We start from the raw sequence: 18,622 nt of genomic DNA on the forward strand, positions 1-18,622 counted from the left end.
AACTTAACTTTATAATTTTTTTATGATCAAAATCACTTTTCCCGACGGTTCGGTGAGGGAGTTCGCCAAAGGGACGACTGCCTTCCAAATCGCAGAGAGCATCAGCCCTCGTTTAGCTGCTGACTCCCTGGCGGCCTCGGTAAACGGCGCAACCGTGGACATGATGCGCCCGATCGAGGAGGACGCCTCGGTCAAATTCTACAAATGGGAGGACGAAGAGGGCAAGCACGCCTTCTGGCACACCTCGTCCCACCTGCTGGCCGAAGCCCTCGAGGCACTCTACCCGGGCATCAAGTTCGGTATCGGCCCGGCCATCGAAAACGGCTTCTACTACGACGTCGATTCGCCGACGCCGATCACCGAGGCCGACCTGCCCAAAATCGAGCAGAAGATGCAGGAGCTTTCCCGTAACAAGGAGCAGCTCATCCGCCGCGAAGTCCCCAAGGCCGAAGCACTCAAGACCTTCACCGAGAAGGGCGACCAGTACAAGGTAGAACTGATTACGGACTTGCAGGACGGCACCATCTCATTCTATACCAACGGTGCGTTCACCGACCTCTGCCGGGGACCGCACATCCCCAACACGGGCTACATCAAGGCCCTGAAGCTGACTTCGGTAGCCGGGGCATACTGGCGCGGCAACGAGAAGAACAAGATGCTGACTCGCATCTACGGCATCTCGTTCCCCAAGAAGTCGATGCTCGACGAATACCTCGTGATGATGGAGGAGGCCAAGAAGCGCGACCACCGCAAGCTGGGCAAAGACCTCGAACTGTTCTGTTTCTCGCAGCGCGTGGGACAGGGCCTGCCCCTGTGGCTGCCCAAGGGCGCCGCACTGCGCGACCGTCTGGAGCAGTTCCTGCGGGGCGTGCAGAAGGAATACGGCTACCAGCAGGTGATTACCCCGCATATCGGCAACAAGGAATTGTACGTGACCTCGGGCCACTACGCCAAATACGGCAAGGACTCGTTCCAGCCTATCCACACTCCGATCGAAGGCGAGGAATACCTGCTCAAGCCGATGAACTGCCCGCACCACTGCGAGATCTACCGTTCGAAGCCCCGCTCGTACAAGGAGCTGCCCGTCCGCCTGGCGGAGTTCGGGACCGTCTACCGCTACGAGCAGTCGGGCGAGCTGCACGGGCTGACGCGCGTGCGCGGGTTCACGCAGGACGACGCCCACCTGTTCGTACGTCCCGACCAGCTGCTCGAAGAGTTCGAGCGCGTGATCGACATCGTGCTTTACATCTTCAAGACGCTGAAGTTCGACAACTATACGGCACAGATTTCGCTCCGCGACCCCAATAACAAGGAGAAGTACATCGGTTCGGACGAGAACTGGGAGAAGGCTGAAAGCGCCATCATGCAGGCAGCCAGGGAGAAAGGGCTCACGACCGTCGTGGAGCTGGGCGAAGCCGCATTCTACGGCCCGAAGCTGGACTTCATGGTCAAGGATGCCATCGGCCGCAAATGGCAGCTGGGCACCATCCAGGTGGACTACAACCTGCCGGAGCGTTTCGACCTGACGTACAAGGGCGCCGACGACAAACTGCACCGCCCGATCATGATCCACCGTGCGCCGTTCGGCTCGATGGAGCGTTTCGTGGCCGTGCTGCTCGAGCACACGGGCGGTAAGTTCCCGCTGTGGCTCTCGCCCCAGCAGGTCGTGGTACTCCCGATCTCGGAGAAGTTCAACGATTATGCGCAGAAGGTGGCCGAATACCTGAACCGCAACGACGTCCGCACCGAAGTCGACGACCGCAACGAGAAGATCGGCCGCAAGATCCGCGACAACGAACTGAAACGCGTCCCCTACCTGCTGATCGTCGGCGAGAAGGAGGAGGCCGAGGGCCTCGTATCCGTCCGTGCACAAGGCGAGGGCGACAAGGGCCAGATGACGATGGAAGCGTTCCGCGACCTGATCACCGGGCTGGTCAAAGAGGAGATCGACGCCAACAAACTGGAAAAGAAATAAAAGAGCACATTATTAACTTAACTAATACGTACAACTATCGCAGCACCGAAACCATTCCCGCCGAGGCCGTTTACCCCCGGGAATAACAGACCGAAACCGGCAGCCAATGCCAACAACCGCTTCGGGCGCCGTCCGCCCGTCAAGGAGAACCCCCACCGGATCAACAACGAGATCACGGCTCCGGAAGTGCGTGTGGTCGGCGACAACGTCGGCCAGCCGCAGGTTCTGCCGATCCGCGATGCGCTCAAACTCGCCGACGAACTGGAACTCGACCTGATCGAGATCTCTCCGAAGGCCGAGCCCCCCGTATGCCGCATCGACGATTACCAGAAATTCCTTTACCAGCAAAAGAAGAAAGCCAAGGAACTGAAGGCCAATCAGACGAAAGTGGTCGTGAAGGAGATCCGCTTCGGGCCCCAGACCGACGACCACGACTACAATTTCAAACTCAAGCACGCGCAGAACTTCCTCAAGGAGGGGGCCAAAGTCAAGGCTTATGTCTTCTTCCGCGGCCGTTCGATCGTCTTCAAGGAGCAGGGCGAAATCCTGCTGCTGCGCTTTGCCACCGATCTCGAAGAGTTCGCCAAAGTGGAGGCGATGCCCCGGCTCGACGGCAAGAAGATGAACATGATGCTCGCGCCGAAAGTGAAAAAGTAACAAATGACAAGCGGCCGCAGGCCACGTAATACCCGTGAAAACAACGACGGCGGAACGGAGATATCCGGGTCGCAGGTTGTTGTTTTCGCATTTACAGGAATGGGCCGCCCGGATCATGTCGTTCTGCTCCGGCGCCCAGCTCCTCTATCTCCTGGAACATATCCCGCAAGATAACTTTATGAGCGTTTTGGATAACCGAATATCGAAAACTATTCCCGATCTTTATCCGATAAATGATTAAACTGAAAAAAATGATGAAGAAATGGTTATTATCCGGATGTCTGCTGACTTTGATGGCCTGCGGACAAGTGCCGCAGGAGCGGATCGATTCACTGAAGGAGACCATCGCCGATTATGAAGAGAACGGCGCAGGAGCCGAAATGCCGGAAGAATTCCGTGCATTGCAGGAATCATTTGCCGAGGTGGAGAGATCGGTGGAAGCCGAAAAAGAAAAAATGTTCAGCAGCTACTCCGCAGTCGAACAGAAGATGGCACAGATCGAAAAACAGTTGGACGACATGGCGTTTACCATCAACGCGCGGAGTGACCGATTTCAGAAGGTGTATAAAAAATTTGCGAGGGAGGTCTGCTTGGGGCTCCTCATGTACGCAAGCCTGCCCAAAGACAAAGCCCGGAGCCTGCCCAAAGAGATGAAGGACGATTTGCAGCGCGCCCTGCAGCCTGCACTCCTGCTGAGAGAACTCATGAAAGCCGAAACCTATGCGCAAAAACATGAGATACTGGATCCGCACGTCGAAAAAATGGAGAAATTGAACCAAACGATGAAGCCCTGGCTTTCGGAGCAGAAATACGACGAGATCCTGAAAAAAGTCGAAGCCCAGCTGAAAAAGACAAATCTCAGCGACGACAGCCAGATCGGGTTCGGGGCGTTTTAAACATCCCGGCCTTTATCCCGCACGGAATCGGACGCAATCCGGTCTTGAACCCGTCCGACTTTTGCGTGTCTTTTGCATCCACAAAAGCGTGAAAAACTGAATACAAGAAATGTTTCGTAAATGAAGGAACTTATCAACTTTTTGACAGATTGGGGCGATATAAGTGTTGGAGTGGTTTTTGTTCTGATACCATTTTCGGCTTTTGTGGCGCTTTTTCATCATGTTATTTTAGGCGGAATATACGGTTGGGACTATAAACCTAAATGGCTTCTCTTTGTTCTGGAACCAACTCTTGTATGCTTCTTAGGGGTTATTAAACCGGGCTTTGGCTTGTGTGCGTTGGTGCTTCTTTTTGTACTTACTTTTGTGTTGGCTATTGTCGGCCTTATCATAATGCCTTTGGTGAGGAGATTAAGAAAAGTCAAAGCTGAATACCGGAAAACCGGAAAAAAAGTTTCCGTCTTCACTGCGGGCAAAGTAACGGGAACTTATATATCGGGGATTATTGGAATGCTCGTTATTATGTTTATTATGGAAGTCTCGTTGCCGCTAATATTTTTGGTGGTATTTATTATCCTTCCTCTTTTCGCGCTGAAAAATCCCGGGGGTGACCGTCATTTTATGCGTTTACAGGCAATATTGCCTACCTCTCCTATACGTTCTGTGGCTATGGGGCTTGCCGAAGTGGAAGGAATAGTTGTTCCCGGAGGAAAACTCATTGCTCCTATCGGTGACACGGAGTGTATTGCATACGAATACGAAATAGAAGATATAGACCACGACAGCGAAGGACGAACTTCGTATACCACCGTTCACAGCGAGAATAAATGCAACGCATTCTCCATACAGGACGAAACGGGCATATTGGACGTTACACCCGAAAAGCTGAATCTTTTGTGTCTGCCCATAAACAAGCGGTATCAAAAAGAAGGAAAGCGATACACGCAGCGGTTGTTGTTGCCCGGCGATAAAGTACTGCTTATAGGAATGGCAGATACACGAGGAGGCAAAACGGTTTTCCGGTACGAAGAAACGAAGAAGGTATATACGCTCATGCCTTCACAAACACTCAACAAATACAACAGGGCAAAGCCGCTTATCAATAGTCTGATCTGTTATACCTCCGTTTGGGGTATTATCGCTTCACTGATACTGCTTTGTCACATCGAATACCGTGACGGAGAGTTGCAAATAAACCTGCCTTTCGGCAACAAGGGTATTTCATCCGGTCAGTATGGATATATACTCCCTTCCAATCAAGAAAAAACAATCATCTTTAAGCATCAGTGAATATGGGAATTATTATTGCTTTCGTTATTTTGGGAGTTATCATTGTCGGCATTGTCTCGGGAGGCGTTGCCATTTACAACCGGTTGGTTATGCTGAAGTACAATGTAGATAAAAATTTTGCCAATATCGATGTAATATTAAAGCAGCGTGTAGATGAAATACCCAACCTTATTGCTGTGGTAAAAAAGACACAGGGATACGAAGAATCGCTGTTAAATCAGCTTACAGAGCTACGAACCGCTTTTCTTTCCTCTCGCTCTACCGATGAAAAAGTACAACTGGCTAATGAAGTCGGCAAACTGCTAAATTCCTTTTTCGCCGTTTCGGAAAACTATCCCGAGCTGAAAGCTGTGGAGAGTTTCCGCACCCTCCAACTTCGGGTGTCGGATTTGGAAGATATGCTTTCCGACCGCCGCGAACTCTACAATGAAAGCGTGAATATGTATAATATCGGTATTCACGAAATGCCCGCCTTGTTGTTTGCTCGTCCAATGGGTTATACTGACAAACCGTTGTTGCACATATCTGAAGAGGAGAAAAAATATGACGGAATTCGTTTCTGATATTCTAAATTATCTGCAAAATAACGAGAATGCCCAGGGAGTTGTAGTTGCATTGGCTGCGTTTGGCGTACCTTTATTCTCGTTCCTCTTGTATCTCTTGTTTCGAATACTGCGGATCAAGGTGGGGGCGATGGCAAGCAGAGCTTTGGCGGCATTAGCCACGGGGTATACGCTTTTCGGGTTTATTACGCAAATAATTCTCCTTTTCAGCGGTGTGCCTGCTCTTAAAATGGCACTCATTTGGCTTGCCATGATAATTGTTTACGGAGTGTTTGTCCTTTTTAATCGTAGAATGATATACAAAATATTGTCTACTTTTAACGAAACAAAGAACAGCGGACAAGAGTCATTAGAATCATAATACATATCCGTATTATTTCTTTGCTTTCCCTCCAATTTTCACATGCACCTTTTTTGTCTCCGCTCTGGTTACGGGCCAGACCACGACCACAATACAACTTACAGTCCTTAGGGAAATGCACGATGCCCTTGCCATAGACTTCAGCGGATTCCTTAAAGCCTTTGAGATCGTCTTTTTTCGTGCTGTCTCTTCCGCCTTCCGAAAATTCGGTTACATTTATAGATGAAACAGCCTTTGAAAGCGTGTAAATCAGCTCTTTGGAAACCATCTGAAACTTTTCCGCCAGCCCAAAAAGTAACAGGATAGTAACGTAATTCCGGTTTGAGTTGGCTTTTTGATGGTTTTACTTGGCTGCGCCCGTTTGTCCAATCTTCGTCTAAATCGCTATTCGACAGTCTTATCACACCGGTTTGCTCTCACTTTCATTTTTATTTCCTATCTTTACACTCGATGAGCACACCCGACGACATATTCCGCATCGCGGACGAGGCGGCATTCGAAGCGGCGGCGCTGGAGGTATTCCGGCGCCAGGCTGCGGAATGCGCGCCCTACCGCGAGTATCTGTCTCTGATCGGCGTACGACCCGGGGAGGTGCGGACGGCGGATAAGATCCCCTACCTGCCGATCGGGCTGTTCAAGACCCACGAAGTGTATTGCGGCGGCACGGAGCCCGAAGCGGTCTTCACCTCGTCGGCCACCACCGGCATGACCCCGTCGCGCCACCCGATGCGCTCGCTGGCGCTCTACGAACAAGCGTTCCGCGCTTCGTTCCGGACGTTCTACGGCGAACCGGCACGGTGGAGCCTCTACGCACTGCTGCCCAACTACCTGCGGCGCAAAGGCTCGTCGCTGGTCTACATGGCCGACCGGCTTTTGTCCGACTGCGGCTCGGGCGGCTTTTACCTCGACGACTACGAAGCCCTGCTGGAGGCGATGCGCCGCGACCCCAAGCCCAAGATCCTGCTGGGCGTAAGCTATGCGCTCTGGGATTTGGCGGAGCGTTACGCCCCGAAGCTGGACGACACGGTCGTCATGGAGACGGGCGGCATGAAGGGATACCGCGAGGAGATCCCCAAAGCGGAATTCCACAAAATCCTGTGCGACGCATTCGGAGTAGACAGGATACACTCCGAATACGGCATGGCAGAACTCACGTCGCAGGCCTACTCGCAGGGCGGGAACATCTTCCGCTGCCCGGCCTGGATGCGGGTCGCGGCACGCGACGTGAACGATCCGTTCGACCGCCTGCCGGCAGGCTCCCGCGGCGGGCTGGACATCGCCGACCTAGCTTCGTGGTGGTCGTGCGCCTTCATCCAGACCCAGGACGTAGGGCGCGTGGCTGCCGACGGAGCGTTCGAGGTAGAAGGACGCATCGACCACAGCGACATCAGGGGTTGCAACCTGCTGGTGCAATAATTTACATGCAAAGCTCCCGGCCACAGTCCGCGGGCCGGTGTCCTTCGCGGGACTCCGGCAGCAGCGACCGACAAGAGGGGGGGGGGCATTGACACAGACCGACAAAAAAGAGAGATAGCGATGAAAACAGTAGCATTCGTCCCCTTACGCCTCAACAGCCAGCGGGTAGCGGGCAAAAACCTCCGCCTGCTGGGCGGCGAGCCGCTGATGTGCCATATCCTGCGGACGCTCGCCGGCATCGGGGAGATCGACGAGGTGTACGCCTATTGCAGCGACGAACGCATCTGCGAATACCTGCCCCAAGACGTGCGTTTCCTGCGCCGCAGCCCCGACCTCGACCGCGATACGACGCTCGGGCGGGAGATCTACGACAGTTTCACGGCCGACGTCGAGGCCGACCTCTACGTGCTGGCGCACGCCACCTCGCCGTTCATCCGCGCGGAGACCGTGGCGGACGCCCTGCGGCACGTACGGTCGGGGGAATACGATTCGGCGTTCAGCGCCGAGAAGATCCAGACCTTCGCCTGGTTCGAAGGCCGGCCGCTCAACTATGCGCTGGACGACATCCCCCGCACGCAGACCATAGAGCCGGTCTATATCGAAACCAGCGCATTTTTCATTTTCCCGCGCACGCTCTGGTGCGGCCGCGGGCGCCGCATCGGGGAGAAGCCCTACATGGCCGTCGTCGACCGCATCGAAGGGTTGGACATCGACAACCCCGAGGATTTCACGATGGCAGAGATCATCGCGGCAAGCCGGCGGCTGGGGTGACGGGAGCGGGAATCCGAGATGAGCATAAAAAAGCGACCTTTCCTGGTCGCTTCCTTTATTTCAAAAGGGCGGGGTTACTCCGCCCCGCGCTCGTAGGCGTCGATCATCGAGCCGCGGGTGCGGTTGACGATCCGCGCACCGAGCGACGCGGCATAGTCGCGCAGTACTTCATGCCCGCGGAAGAGTTCGGCGACCTCGGCCAGGTATACCGACATCGTATAGGGCACGTGCGGCACCTTCATGTAGATGGGCTGCGGAGCCGGGGGAAGGGTATCGTAATAGTGGCGGTCGGCACGGCACAGGCGGTTCGCATCGTCGACGCATAGCCCGTCGAGCAACGTATGATCCACCCCGTAGAGCTCGATCCGCCGGTAACCCAGTAACAGGGCGACGTATTCGCCCACCTGCACGACCGTGCCGAAATTGGCGCTGCCCAGGCCGTGGCGAAAAAGCCAGAAGCCGACGCTGCCAAAACCGCGGTAGACCTGCGTATGGAAGCGAACGATGCGGATACGGGGGTTGGGCAGCGCGGCGCGGTAGTCGAACTTTTCGGGATTATAGAACTGTACGTAGAGCGTCATCGGCCACGTGACCTTGCTATCGAGCGTGCGGTAGAGCGCGGCCACGCGGTCGCGGCATTCGCTGTCGCGGAAGAACATCGGGTCGGAAAGGACGTAATAACCCGGTCTGACCACCTCGAAGCGGTCGTCCTCGGCAAAAAAGTTGACCGCCATGAAATCCTTCGCCTCGTATTCGCGGCGCGCGATCAATCGCGGCAGGTCGTCCGACAACGAAGGGCCGTTGCCCAGAATGACCATCCCGCGCGACGGGTCGCCCGTCGGGCCCGCACGGCGGATATAGTTGCGGAAATTCTCCTTGACGGCCATCACGGCGAAGTAAAGCGCCGTGTCGAACGTATTGCGGATGAATGCGATGAGCTTCTCGGATGCGGTCATGAACAGGGTTTTATTTGCAAATGTAGCAAAAGATCGGTATCTTCGCAAGAAACCAAACCGTAACAAATGGCATCGGCAACCATCTCGGTCATCATACCCCTCTACAACAAGCAACGCGAAATCGGCGACACCCTACGCTCGGTGCTCGCACAGACTTTGCAGCCCACGGAGATCGTCGTCGTGGACGACGGATCGACGGACGGGAGTGCCGGCGCCGTGCGTGCCATCGCATCGCCGCTCGTGAAGCTCGTCACGCAAGCGAACGCCGGGGTCTGCGCGGCACGCAACCGCGCCATCGCCGAGTCGACGGGCGACCTGATCGCCCTGCTCGACGCCGACGACACGTGGGAACCGGGATTCCTGGAGGAGATCGCTTCGATGGCGGCCGAATTCCCGGGCTGCGGGATTTATTCGACAGCCTTCAACATCGTCAGCCATGACGGACGGTTCCCCGCCCCCACCCCCACGGAGCGCGGCGTGGTCGCCGACTTCTTCCGCGACTCGGCGCACCGTTATATCTCGATCCCGTCGGCCAGCGCCGTCCCGCGCGCGGTATTCGAATCAGTGGGCGGATTCCCCGAGGGAATGAAGATCGGCGAGGATCTCTACATGTGGATCAAGATCGCCCGGCGCTACAAGGTCTGCTTTTCGCCCAAGCCGCTGGCAAACTATTCGAAGGTGGCCTCGAACCGGTCGTCAGCCATCTACACGCCCGAGCGGACGCGCTACTCGTTCGAGGAGCTTTACGACCCGGCGGCGGCAGACGGATACAACGAGTTCGTGGCCCGCGCAGCCTTGGGAAAAGCGCTCATCATCAGTGCAAAGGGGGGCACGAAGGATGCGGCGAGGGCTATCCGGTTCTTCGGCTACACGAAGACTTACCGCCGCACGCTGCACAAGGTACGCATCCTCAACGCCCTGCCCCGCAGCTGGCGGGGGCCGCTGATCGGGCTTTACAACAGCCTGGCCTGGCGCATCGCCCGGAAAGGGCTCTGAGCCCCGAAAATTCCGACAGCATGAAATACCTTTCGAACCCCTCCGTCGTAAAGGGTCTTTTTACGGCACTCCTCCTGCTGGCGGCATCCGTCGCCCGGCCCCAATCCGCAAATCCGGACACCCCTTCCTACACGATGCGCTCGGGCGGTATCGAACGCAGCTACAAGCTCCACCTGCCCCAGGGGCTGCCCCAAGGCGCCCCGCTGGTGGTCGTCCTGCACGGTTACGGCGGTAACAACGACCCGGGCCGCTTCGGGCTGAACGCCGCGGCCGACCGCCACGGCTTTGCCGTCTGCTACCCGCAGGGCGCGAAGGACGGCCGGGGCAAGACGTGCTGGAACGCAGGCTACCCGTTCCAGGCGGACATGGCCGTCGACGACGTGAAGTTCATCGCACAGCTGGTGCGCCACCTGCAAAAACGACACGAGCTGAGCCGCCGCAACGTATTCTGCACGGGCATGTCGAACGGCGGGGAGATGTGTTACCAGCTCGCGGCGCAGCGCCCCCGCCTGTTCGCGGCTGTGGCACCCGTATCGGGGCTGATGCTCGAATGGCTTTACAAGGCCGACGATTCCACGCACCCCGTGCCCCTGTTCGAAATACACGGCACGGCCGACCGCACGTCGGCGTGGGAGGGTGACCTCGACAATAAAGGCGGCTGGGGCGCCTACGTCGCCGTACCGATGGCCGTGCATTACTGGGCAGCCAAGAACAAATGCACCGGCATGCAGACGGACACGATTCCCGGGCGCACGCCGGAAAACGGGCGCAAGGTCATCGCCCACCGCTTCACGGGCGGCACGGGCGGCAGCGAAGTCTGGCTCTACGAGATCGTCGGCGGGAAACATTCGTGGGGCGAACAGGACATCGACACGGGCGAGGAGCTCTGGAAATTTTTCAGCAAGTTCGTGAAATAGACGGGACGACAGCCGGCAGGGGTAAGGGGCTTGTGCAACACCTCGCAGAAGGAGATGGTCTACATATGTATCCAATCCCGGGAAAATTCGCGGGAAGAACACACCTACGACGACGGAACCCGGGTCGCATGCACTCCCGGGTGGGAAACCCGCTAAAAAAACACCCGGCTTTACGTCCATGCGTAAAGCCGGGTGCCGATTTACCTCTCCCCACCCCTCACGGAGCCGGGTCGTTGCAGATCAGTTCGCGAAGGTCAGCCCCTTGTCGTCGGCGTCGATGCGGATCGGCTGCTCGCGGTTGACGTCGCCCGCAAGGATGCGCTTCGACAGGTCGTTGACCACATAGCGCTGGATGGTACGCTTCACGGGACGCGCACCGTAGAGCGGGTCGTAACCGGCGGCAGCGATCCATTCGCGTGCCTTGTCGGTGTATTCGAGGCGGATGCCGTTTTCGGCAAGCATCCTGCGCACCACACCGAGCTGAATGTCCACGATGCGCCCGATATCCCGGCGCGTCAGCGGCTCGAACATCACGATCTCGTCGATACGGTTGAGGAACTCGGGCTTGAGCTGCTGCTTGAGCAGGTCGATCACATCCCGGCGGGTCTTCTCGACCACTTCGGGGGCGAGTCTCTCACCGTTGAACGCCTCCGCGAAATTCTCCTGGATGACCTGCGAACCCATATTCGAGGTCATGATGATGATCGTATTGCGGAAATCCACCGTACGGCCCTTGTTATCGGTCAGACGGCCGTCGTCGAGCACCTGCAACAGGATGTTGAAAACGTCGGGATGGGCCTTCTCGATCTCGTCGAGCAGCACGACCGAATAGGGTTTGCGGCGCACGGCCTCGGTGAGCTGGCCGCCCTCGTCGTAACCGACATATCCCGGAGGCGCCCCGACCAGACGCGACACGCTGTGGCGCTCCTGGTATTCGCTCATGTCGATACGCGTCATCATCGAGTCGTCGTTGAAGAGGAACTCGGCCAACGCCTTGGCCAGCTCGGTCTTACCGACACCGGTGGTGCCGAGGAAGATGAACGAGCCGATCGGTTTGCGGGGGTCGTTCAGCCCGGCGCGCGAACGGCGCACGGCGTCGGAAATGGCGGCGATGGCCTGCTCCTGCCCGATGACGCGCTTGTGCAGCTCGTCCTCCATGTGCAGCAGTTTTTCGCGCTCGGAAGCCAGCATGCGCGTCACGGGGATGCCTGTCCAGCGCGACACCACCTCGGCGACGTCCTGCGCATCGACCTCCTCCTTGATCATCGAGCCGTTGGCCGACGCCAGTTTGTACTCCTCCTGGAACGCGGCGATCTCCTTCTCCGCCTCCTGGATCTTGCCGTAGCGGATTTCGGCCACCTTGCCGTAATCGCCCTGGCGCTCGGCCTGCTGCGCCTCGATCTTCAGGGCTTCTATTTTGTCCTTGTTCGACTGAATCTTTTTCAAGAGGTCGCGCTGCCCCTGCCACTTGGCACGCATCTCGGCGTCACGGGCCTTGAGCTCCTCGATCTCCTTGGTGAGGTGCTCGACGCGCTCCTTGTCCTTCTCGCGGCGAATCGCTTCGCGTTCGATCTCCAGCTGGCGCACACGCCGGTCGAGGGTGTCGATCTCCTCGGGCACGGAGTTCATCTCCAGCCGCAGCCGCGAGGCCGCCTCGTCCACCAGGTCGATGGCCTTGTCGGGCAGGAACCGCGAGGTAATGTAACGCGTCGACAACTCGACGGCGGCCACGATCGCCTCGTCCTTGATCCGCACCTGATGGTGGTTTTCGTAACGATCCTTCAGGCCGCGGAGGATCGAAATGGCATCCTCGGGGCTCGGTTCGTCGACCATGACCTTCTGGAAACGGCGTTCGAGGGCCTTGTCCTGCTCGAAATACTTCTGGAACTCGTCGAGCGTCGTGGCGCCGATCGTCCGCAGTTCGCCCCGCGCAAGTGCAGGCTTGAGGATGTTGGCGGCGTCCATCGCACCCGACGACTTGCCGGCGCCCACGAGGGTGTGGATCTCGTCGATGAACAGCAGGATGTCGCCGTCGCTGGCCACGACTTCCTGCACGACAGCCTTCAGACGCTCCTCGAATTCACCCTGGTACTTGGCACCCGCGATCAGGGCACCCATGTCGAGCGAGTAGATCACCTTCGACTTCAGATTCTCGGGCACGTCGCCGTCGACGATCCGGTGTGCGATACCCTCGGCGATGGCGGTCTTGCCGACACCCGCCTCACCCACGAGGATCGGGTTGTTCTTGGTACGCCGCGAGAGGATCTGCAACACGCGGCGGATCTCCTCGTCACGGCCGATCACCGGGTCGAGCTTGCCCGAACGGGCCTGTTCGTTGAGGTTGATGGCATACTTGCCCAGCGCATCGAACTGCTGCTCGGAGGTCTGGGAATCGACCGTAGCCCCCTTGCGGAAGGTGCGGATCGCCTCAAGGAGTTCCTTCTCGGTGGCGCCGCTGCGCTTGAGGATGTCGGCGGCCTGCCCGCGCTCGGCGATAAGCCCCAGCAGCAGGTGCTCGACCGACGCATATTTGTCGCCGAAGTTCCGGGTAAAGTCCACGGCACGCTGGATCACCTTCGAGGAGTCCTGCGAAAAGAACTGGTCGCCGCCGCCCTCGACCCTCGGCAGGGACGCGACGGCCCGGCCGGCCTCGTCGCGCAGGCCGCGGACATTCACCCCGACACGCCCCAGGAGGAACGTGGCGAGCGAATCGTCCTCGCGGACAAGCACGCTCAGAATATGGAGCGGCTCGACAGCCTGCTGTCCGCGCTCCCGGGCAAGAGACAATGCACTTTGCAGAGCCTCCTGCGCTTTTACAGTTAACGTATTGATGTTCATATCTCTGATAATTTGTTTTTCAAACTTTCGTATACTACACCCGCAAAACGCCTGCCAACCCGGCTTTCCGGCCAATGTGTCATCCTTTGTCACACACGGGACTGACACGAGGCGCCAAAACGGCAGCTGTTTTGCAGAAGAGTTACACAATACGGCATAAAACAGCAGGACATCGCCCGAAATGTATTATCTTCGCAACACCTAACTCTCACTCTTCACGTTCATGACATACCGTAAACCCCCGTTCCTGCTGCGCAAATGGCAGCGGTTGCAGATGCGCTACTATGCGTACCGTAACCCGGAAAAACTGGTCAGGATACGCTACCGGCAACGATTCGGCAACGACCCCGACCTCGAAAACCCCCGAACCTTCAACGAAAAAGTCCTCTGGATGATGCTCTACTCGGACACTTCGCGCTGGTCGCAGTTGGCCGACAATTACCGCGTCCGCGAGTATGTCGAGCAATGCGGGCTGGGATGGATGCTCAACGAATTATACGGTGTATGGGAATCCGCAGAGGAGATAGACTTCAGCGGGAGGGGGAATCTCCCCGACACGTTCGTGCTGAAAACCAACAACGGCTACGGACAAGTTATCATCGTGAACGACAGGCAAAAAGCCGATATCCGGTCGATCCGCCGTACACTCAACCACACCCTGCGAAAGAAATTCGGCCGCATGACGGCCGAACACCACTATTTTGGTATTAAACCCCGCATTATCGCCGAACGCCTCCTTCCCTCAGAACCAGCATTCGGCAATTCGCTCATCGACTATAAATTCTACTGTTTCGATGGCAACCCCTATTGTTGCATGGTCTGCTACAACCGTAAATCGCCATCCGACGTCAAAACAGGATTGTACGATGCCAGGACATGGAAAAACATAGGTCATTACGTCACCGGAAAATATTACGACCCACATCAGTGTGATATCCCGCGTCCGGCATCCCTCGACCGGATGCTCGATGCGGCCAAACGGCTCTCATCAGGATTCCCCCAAGTACGGGTCGACCTTTACGAAGTCGCCGGAAACCCCGTATTCGGGGAACTGACATTCACCTCATCTGCAGGTATGGATACGGGATTCAGCCAGGAGTTTCAGGAATTGATGGGATCGCAAATCTCCCTGCCGCCCGCCAAGCGGACGCAACCGTCGCACCCGGGACTGCTCGGGCTCCTCGGACTGCGGAAGGCCGCCGCCAAATAAAAACGGCAGGCAGCCCGGAGGGGCGGGTGCAACAGGCTGCCCGGCCCGCCAGGCACAGCCCTTTGCCCGGGTATGGGGAGAGGGCTGTCATTTTGTAGGCGGGTTTCATTTTTAATTTAATTCTTAATTCGTATCTTTGCGCTACTATGAGTGATTTTATCGTCAGCGCACGGAAATACCGCCCCGCGACCTTCGCCTCGGTCGTCGGACAAAAACATATCACCTCCACGCTCAAAAATGCGATCGAGCGCGGGCAGTTGGCACATGCCTATCTGTTCTGCGGCCCCCGCGGCGTGGGAAAGACCACTTGTGCCCGCATCTTCGCAAAGGCCATCAACTGCCTGAACCCCAACGGATCGGAGGCCTGCAACGAATGCGAATCGTGCCGTTCGTTCAACGAAGGGCGCTCGCTGAACATCCACGAGCTGGACGCCGCGTCGAACAACTCGGTGGAAGATATCCGCACGCTGATCGAACAGGTGCGCATCATCCCGCAGGTAGGGCGCTACTCGGTATTCATCATCGACGAGGTGCACATGCTCTCGGCGGCGGCGTTCAACGCCTTCCTCAAGACGCTCGAAGAGCCGCCCGCACATGCGATCTTCATTCTCGCGACGACCGAAAAACACAAGATCATCCCGACCATCCTCTCGCGGTGCCAAATCTACGATTTCAATCGCATCCGCGTCGAGGACGGCGTCGAATACCTCAAATACATCGCCTCGCAGGAGGGCATCGCAGCCGACGAAGAGTCGCTCAACCTCATTGCCCAGAAAGCCGACGGGGGTATGCGCGACGCCCTGTCGATGTTCGACAAGGCCGTGTCGTTCTGCGGCAAGGCGCTCGATTACCGCAACGTCGCCCAGACGCTCAACGTCCTGGACTACGACACCTACTTCAGCGTCACGGAGATGCTGCTCGCGGGCAACTATGTCGATACGCTGGTGACCTTCGACAGCGTGCTGTCGCGGGGTTTCTCGGGGCAGACCTTCATGGCGGGGCTGAACCGCCACATGCGCGACCTGCTGATGGCCAAGCGCCCCGAAACGCTGCGGCTGATCGAAATGACCGGGACGCTGCTCGAACGATACCGGACGCAGGCGGGCGCCTGCAGTGTCGAGTTCCTGTTCGGAGCCATCTCCTGCCTGACGGAGCTCGACGGGAAGATCCGGCAATCGTCCAACCAACGGTTGCTCGTCGAGCTGGGCCTGATGAAGATCGCAGGGCTCGGCCAAAAAAAAAATGACTCTCTGACATCTTCCGGGGAATATCCCCTTCCTACCCTCCCCCCCCGCACGGCGGGCCCCGCATCTGCGGCGGCTCCGGCAGCGGCCGGGCAGCCAGCAGCCGCAACGGCACAATCGGCAGGGATTACCGCGACCGGCAATCCGGCAACGAACGCCCCGGCGACAAGCGCCTCCGGCAACCCCGCAGCCCCGGCAAGCGCAACGGCACAACCGGCAGCGCAAGCAGCAGGAGCCGCAACGGCACCCCCTTCCGCAGCGACGTCCGCAGCAATGCCTGCCGCGTCCCCGGCCGGAAGGCCGGCAGCGGGTACCTCCGCCGGCCCGGCTGCACAGGGAACACTCCCGGTACAGCCTGCACCGGGGATGATGCGGCGGCCGCTGATTTCGGGCGCGTCGCTCTCGGAGCTGCTCGCCTCGGCAGGCGGCGACCCCGACGAGGAGCTGTCGGACGGCGAAACGCCCGACGAACCCGAAACCGTGCGCATAGACCCGGACTGTGCCGAAAAGTTGGAGCACGCCCGCAGCAGGATACTGAACCTCATCAAGGAGAAACGCCCGCGCTTCGTGCCGGCTTTCGAGCTGATGACGTTCCGCGACAACACGATCTCGGTGAGCGTACCGACGACGGAGCTGCGCGAGGAGATCCTGCGCAGCAAGACCGGGATGCTGATGCGCATCGCCGAACTGGCGGGCATCGAGGGTATGATCGAACTGGAGGTCACGGTCAATGAAGAGATCCGGGCGGCACGCCCGATCAAGCTCGAAGACCGCGTCCGCTACATCACGGAGAAGAACCCGCTCGTCGCGGAACTCCGCAAAGCACTGGACTTGGAAGTAGAATAAAAAGAACGAACAATAAAAATGGCAACAAAGAATTTCATCGAAGAACTCGAATGGCGCGGGATGATCCACACGATCATGCCCGGCGCGAAGGAACAACTCGAAAAAGAGATGACGACGGCCTACCTGGGCATCGACCCCACGGCCGACTCGCTGCATATCGGCCACCTGGTGGGCGTAATGATCCTCAAGCATTTCCAGATGTGCGGCCACCGTCCGCTGGCGCTTATAGGCGGCGCGACGGGCATGATCGGCGACCCCTCGGGCAAGTCGCAGGAGCGCAACCTGCTCGACGAACCCACGCTGCGCCACAACCAGGAGGCGATCAAGCGCCAGCTGGCCAAACTGCTCGACTTCGAGTCGGACGCCCCGAACGCGGCCGTGCTGGTGAACAACTACGACTGGATGAAGGACATTTCGTTTCTGGAATTCATCCGCGATATCGGCAAGTGCATCACCGTCAACTACATGATGGCCAAAGATTCGGTCAAGAAACGGTTCAGCGGCGAGGGCGACGGCATGTCGTTCACCGAGTTCACCTACCAGCTGGTACAGGGCTTCGACTTCCTGCACCTCTACCAGACGATGAACTGCAAGGTGCAGCTGGGCGGCGCCGACCAGTGGGGCAACATCACCACCGGAACGGAGCTGATCCGCCGCAAACTGGGCAACGAGGCCGAAGCATTCGCCATCACCTGCCCGCTCATCACCAAGGCCGACGGTACGAAATTCGGCAAGACCGAGAGCGGCAACGTATGGCTCGATGCGCGCTATACCTCGCCCTACAAGTTCTACCAGTTCTGGCTCAACGTCAGCGACGAGGACGCCAAGCGTTACATCCGCATCTTCACGCTGTTAGACCGTGAAACCGTCGAGGCGCTGACCGCCGAACACGAGGCGGCGCCCCACCTGCGCGTACTGCAAAAGCGGCTGGCGCAGGAGATCACCACGATGATCCACTCCAGGGAGGAGTACGAAAAGGCGGTCGAAGCCTCGGCGATCCTCTTCGGCGGCTCGACGTCGGAGGCGCTGCGCAAAATAGACGAAGAGACCCTGTTGCAGGTGTTCGAGGGCGTGCCGCAGTTCCGCATCGCCCGTGCCGAGCTGGGCCTGCCGTTCGTCGATCTGTGCGCCGAAAAAACGCAGGTGTTTCCCTCGAAGGGCGAATGCCGCAAGATGGTGCAGGGCGGCGGCGTGTCGCTCAACAAGGAGAAGGTCGCCGACCCGGCACGTACGGTGGGCGAGGCCGACCTGATCGCCGGCAAATACCTGCTCGTACAGAGGGGTAAGAAGAACTACTACCTCGTAATCGCCGAGTAGCATGGAATACCGCATCGTCCTGACGCGCATGGAATTCCACGCGCTGCACGGCTGCTACGAGCTGGAACGCAAGGTAGGCAACCGCTTCACGGTCGACCTGGAACTGACGGCCGAACTGGGCCATGCGGCCACGGACGACGACGTGCGCAAGACCGTCAACTACCTGACGGCCTACGAAGTCGTCGAGATGCAGATGCGAATCACGCAGCACACCATCGAGCGGGTGGCGACGAACATCATCGAGGCAGTTTACGCCACCTTCCCGCAGGTGCGGCACGTAAAATGCACCGTCTCGAAACTGGCGCCGCCGCTGGGCGGAAAGCTCGAGAAGGTGAGCGTCGTGCTGGAGAAATAGGGCGGGTGTGCGCA

Annotated in this window: 16 protein-coding genes; 14 read left to right on the forward strand and 2 right to left on the reverse strand. The window is 58.1% G+C overall.

Annotated features, from left to right (window positions below; translation table 11 throughout):
- Window positions 1-22: 22 nt before the first annotated feature.
- The 8 genes from thrS (at window position 23) to B3C38_RS03905 (ending at window position 7,929) form a co-directional block, all read left to right on the forward strand.
- Window positions 23-1,975: a threonine--tRNA ligase gene (thrS, locus tag B3C38_RS03870; protein ID WP_276656048.1), complete on the forward strand. Its 1,953-nt coding sequence runs from the start codon at window positions 23-25 to the stop codon at window positions 1,973-1,975.
- Between the two features lie 36 nt (window positions 1,976-2,011).
- Window positions 2,012-2,632: a translation initiation factor IF-3 gene (gene infC, locus B3C38_RS03875; protein WP_082426582.1), complete on the forward strand. Its 621-nt coding sequence runs from the start codon at window positions 2,012-2,014 to the stop codon at window positions 2,630-2,632.
- 251 nt (window positions 2,633-2,883) lie between these two features.
- The gene (locus tag B3C38_RS03880) at window positions 2,884-3,528 is read left to right on the forward strand and encodes a hypothetical protein (protein ID WP_286725536.1); all 645 of its coding nucleotides are present in this window, start codon (window positions 2,884-2,886) and stop codon (window positions 3,526-3,528) included.
- Window positions 3,529-3,648: 120 nt separating this feature from the next.
- On the forward strand, window positions 3,649-4,818 hold the full coding sequence (locus tag B3C38_RS03885) for a hypothetical protein (RefSeq protein ID WP_286725537.1): 1,170 nt from the start codon (window positions 3,649-3,651) through the stop codon (window positions 4,816-4,818).
- Window positions 4,819-4,820: 2 nt separating this feature from the next.
- Window positions 4,821-5,381, forward strand: coding sequence for a LemA family protein (locus B3C38_RS03890; RefSeq protein ID WP_022333817.1), 561 nt, complete (start codon window positions 4,821-4,823; stop codon window positions 5,379-5,381).
- Complete coding sequence (locus B3C38_RS03895; RefSeq protein WP_055202622.1) at window positions 5,362-5,742, forward strand: hypothetical protein; 381 nt, start codon at window positions 5,362-5,364, stop codon at window positions 5,740-5,742. Before B3C38_RS03890 ends, B3C38_RS03895 begins: the two co-directional genes overlap by 20 nt.
- Window positions 5,743-6,192: 450 nt before the next feature.
- Window positions 6,193-7,158 (forward strand): acyltransferase, encoded by a 966-nt coding sequence (locus B3C38_RS03900; RefSeq protein WP_286725542.1) that lies wholly within the window; start codon window positions 6,193-6,195, stop codon window positions 7,156-7,158.
- 120 nt (window positions 7,159-7,278) lie between these two features.
- Window positions 7,279-7,929, forward strand: a complete 651-nt coding sequence (locus B3C38_RS03905) for a cytidylyltransferase domain-containing protein (protein ID WP_278720267.1) — start codon at window positions 7,279-7,281, stop codon at window positions 7,927-7,929.
- 74 nt (window positions 7,930-8,003) lie between these two features.
- Here B3C38_RS03905 and B3C38_RS03910 read toward each other — a convergent pair whose 3' ends face one another.
- Window positions 8,004-8,885 carry a hypothetical protein gene (locus tag B3C38_RS03910; protein ID WP_018696130.1) on the reverse strand — a complete coding sequence of 294 codons (882 nt, stop codon included), beginning with the start codon at window positions 8,883-8,885 and terminating at the stop codon, window positions 8,004-8,006.
- Window positions 8,886-8,951: 66 nt separating this feature from the next.
- On the opposite strand from B3C38_RS03910, the gene B3C38_RS03915 reads away from it, so the two are divergent.
- Window positions 8,952-9,881 carry a glycosyltransferase family 2 protein gene (locus B3C38_RS03915; protein ID WP_286725549.1) on the forward strand — a complete coding sequence of 310 codons (930 nt, stop codon included), beginning with the start codon at window positions 8,952-8,954 and terminating at the stop codon, window positions 9,879-9,881.
- A gap of 20 nt (window positions 9,882-9,901) precedes the next feature.
- Entirely contained in the window at window positions 9,902-10,798 is an 897-nt protein-coding gene (locus B3C38_RS03920; protein WP_055202628.1) for an alpha/beta hydrolase family esterase, read from the forward strand.
- 240 nt (window positions 10,799-11,038) lie between these two features.
- Here B3C38_RS03920 and clpB read toward each other — a convergent pair whose 3' ends face one another.
- On the reverse strand, window positions 11,039-13,636 hold the full coding sequence (gene clpB / locus B3C38_RS03925) for an ATP-dependent chaperone ClpB (RefSeq protein ID WP_286725553.1): 2,598 nt from the start codon (window positions 13,634-13,636) through the stop codon (window positions 11,039-11,041).
- A gap of 223 nt (window positions 13,637-13,859) precedes the next feature.
- Between clpB and B3C38_RS03930 the strand changes: the two genes are divergently transcribed.
- The 4 genes from B3C38_RS03930 to folB all read left to right on the forward strand — a co-directional run bounded on the left by B3C38_RS03930 (window position 13,860) and on the right by folB (window position 18,608).
- The gene (locus B3C38_RS03930) at window positions 13,860-14,846 is read left to right on the forward strand and encodes an ATP-grasp fold amidoligase family protein (protein WP_286725556.1); all 987 of its coding nucleotides are present in this window, start codon (window positions 13,860-13,862) and stop codon (window positions 14,844-14,846) included.
- A gap of 146 nt (window positions 14,847-14,992) precedes the next feature.
- Complete coding sequence (gene dnaX, locus B3C38_RS03935) at window positions 14,993-16,936, forward strand: DNA polymerase III subunit gamma/tau (protein ID WP_286725557.1); 1,944 nt, start codon at window positions 14,993-14,995, stop codon at window positions 16,934-16,936.
- A gap of 18 nt (window positions 16,937-16,954) precedes the next feature.
- Window positions 16,955-18,253, forward strand: a complete 1,299-nt coding sequence (tyrS, locus tag B3C38_RS03940) for a tyrosine--tRNA ligase (RefSeq protein WP_022333847.1) — start codon at window positions 16,955-16,957, stop codon at window positions 18,251-18,253.
- Between the two features lies 1 nt (window position 18,254).
- Window positions 18,255-18,608: a dihydroneopterin aldolase gene (gene folB, locus B3C38_RS03945; RefSeq protein WP_018696138.1), complete on the forward strand. Its 354-nt coding sequence runs from the start codon at window positions 18,255-18,257 to the stop codon at window positions 18,606-18,608.
- The last annotated feature ends 14 nt before the right edge of the window (window positions 18,609-18,622 follow it).

Origin of the sequence: Alistipes sp. UBA1686, assembly GCF_002320215.1 — a bacterium.
GTDB classification, from domain to species: Bacteria; Bacteroidota; Bacteroidia; order Bacteroidales; family Rikenellaceae; genus Alistipes; species Alistipes onderdonkii.

Coding starts and splice junctions, on each gene's coding strand:
- B3C38_RS03880 (WP_286725536.1), top strand. CDS start 2,884: ATGATGAAGAAATGGTTATTATCCGGATGTCTGCTGACTTTGATGGCC.
- B3C38_RS03930 (WP_286725556.1), top strand. CDS start 13,860: ATGACATACCGTAAACCCCCGTTCCTGCTGCGCAAATGGCAGCGGTTG.
- clpB (WP_286725553.1), bottom strand. CDS start 13,636: ATGAACATCAATACGTTAACTGTAAAAGCGCAGGAGGCTCTGCAAAGT.
- B3C38_RS03890 (WP_022333817.1), top strand. CDS start 4,821: ATGGGAATTATTATTGCTTTCGTTATTTTGGGAGTTATCATTGTCGGC.
- B3C38_RS03895 (WP_055202622.1), top strand. CDS start 5,362: ATGACGGAATTCGTTTCTGATATTCTAAATTATCTGCAAAATAACGAG.
- B3C38_RS03905 (WP_278720267.1), top strand. CDS start 7,279: ATGAAAACAGTAGCATTCGTCCCCTTACGCCTCAACAGCCAGCGGGTA.
- B3C38_RS03915 (WP_286725549.1), top strand. CDS start 8,952: ATGGCATCGGCAACCATCTCGGTCATCATACCCCTCTACAACAAGCAA.
- B3C38_RS03900 (WP_286725542.1), top strand. CDS start 6,193: ATGAGCACACCCGACGACATATTCCGCATCGCGGACGAGGCGGCATTC.
- folB (WP_018696138.1), top strand. CDS start 18,255: ATGGAATACCGCATCGTCCTGACGCGCATGGAATTCCACGCGCTGCAC.
- B3C38_RS03885 (WP_286725537.1), top strand. CDS start 3,649: ATGAAGGAACTTATCAACTTTTTGACAGATTGGGGCGATATAAGTGTT.
- tyrS (WP_022333847.1), top strand. CDS start 16,955: ATGGCAACAAAGAATTTCATCGAAGAACTCGAATGGCGCGGGATGATC.
- dnaX (WP_286725557.1), top strand. CDS start 14,993: ATGAGTGATTTTATCGTCAGCGCACGGAAATACCGCCCCGCGACCTTC.
- thrS (WP_276656048.1), top strand. CDS start 23: ATGATCAAAATCACTTTTCCCGACGGTTCGGTGAGGGAGTTCGCCAAA.
- B3C38_RS03910 (WP_018696130.1), bottom strand. CDS start 8,885: ATGACCGCATCCGAGAAGCTCATCGCATTCATCCGCAATACGTTCGAC.
- B3C38_RS03920 (WP_055202628.1), top strand. CDS start 9,902: ATGAAATACCTTTCGAACCCCTCCGTCGTAAAGGGTCTTTTTACGGCA.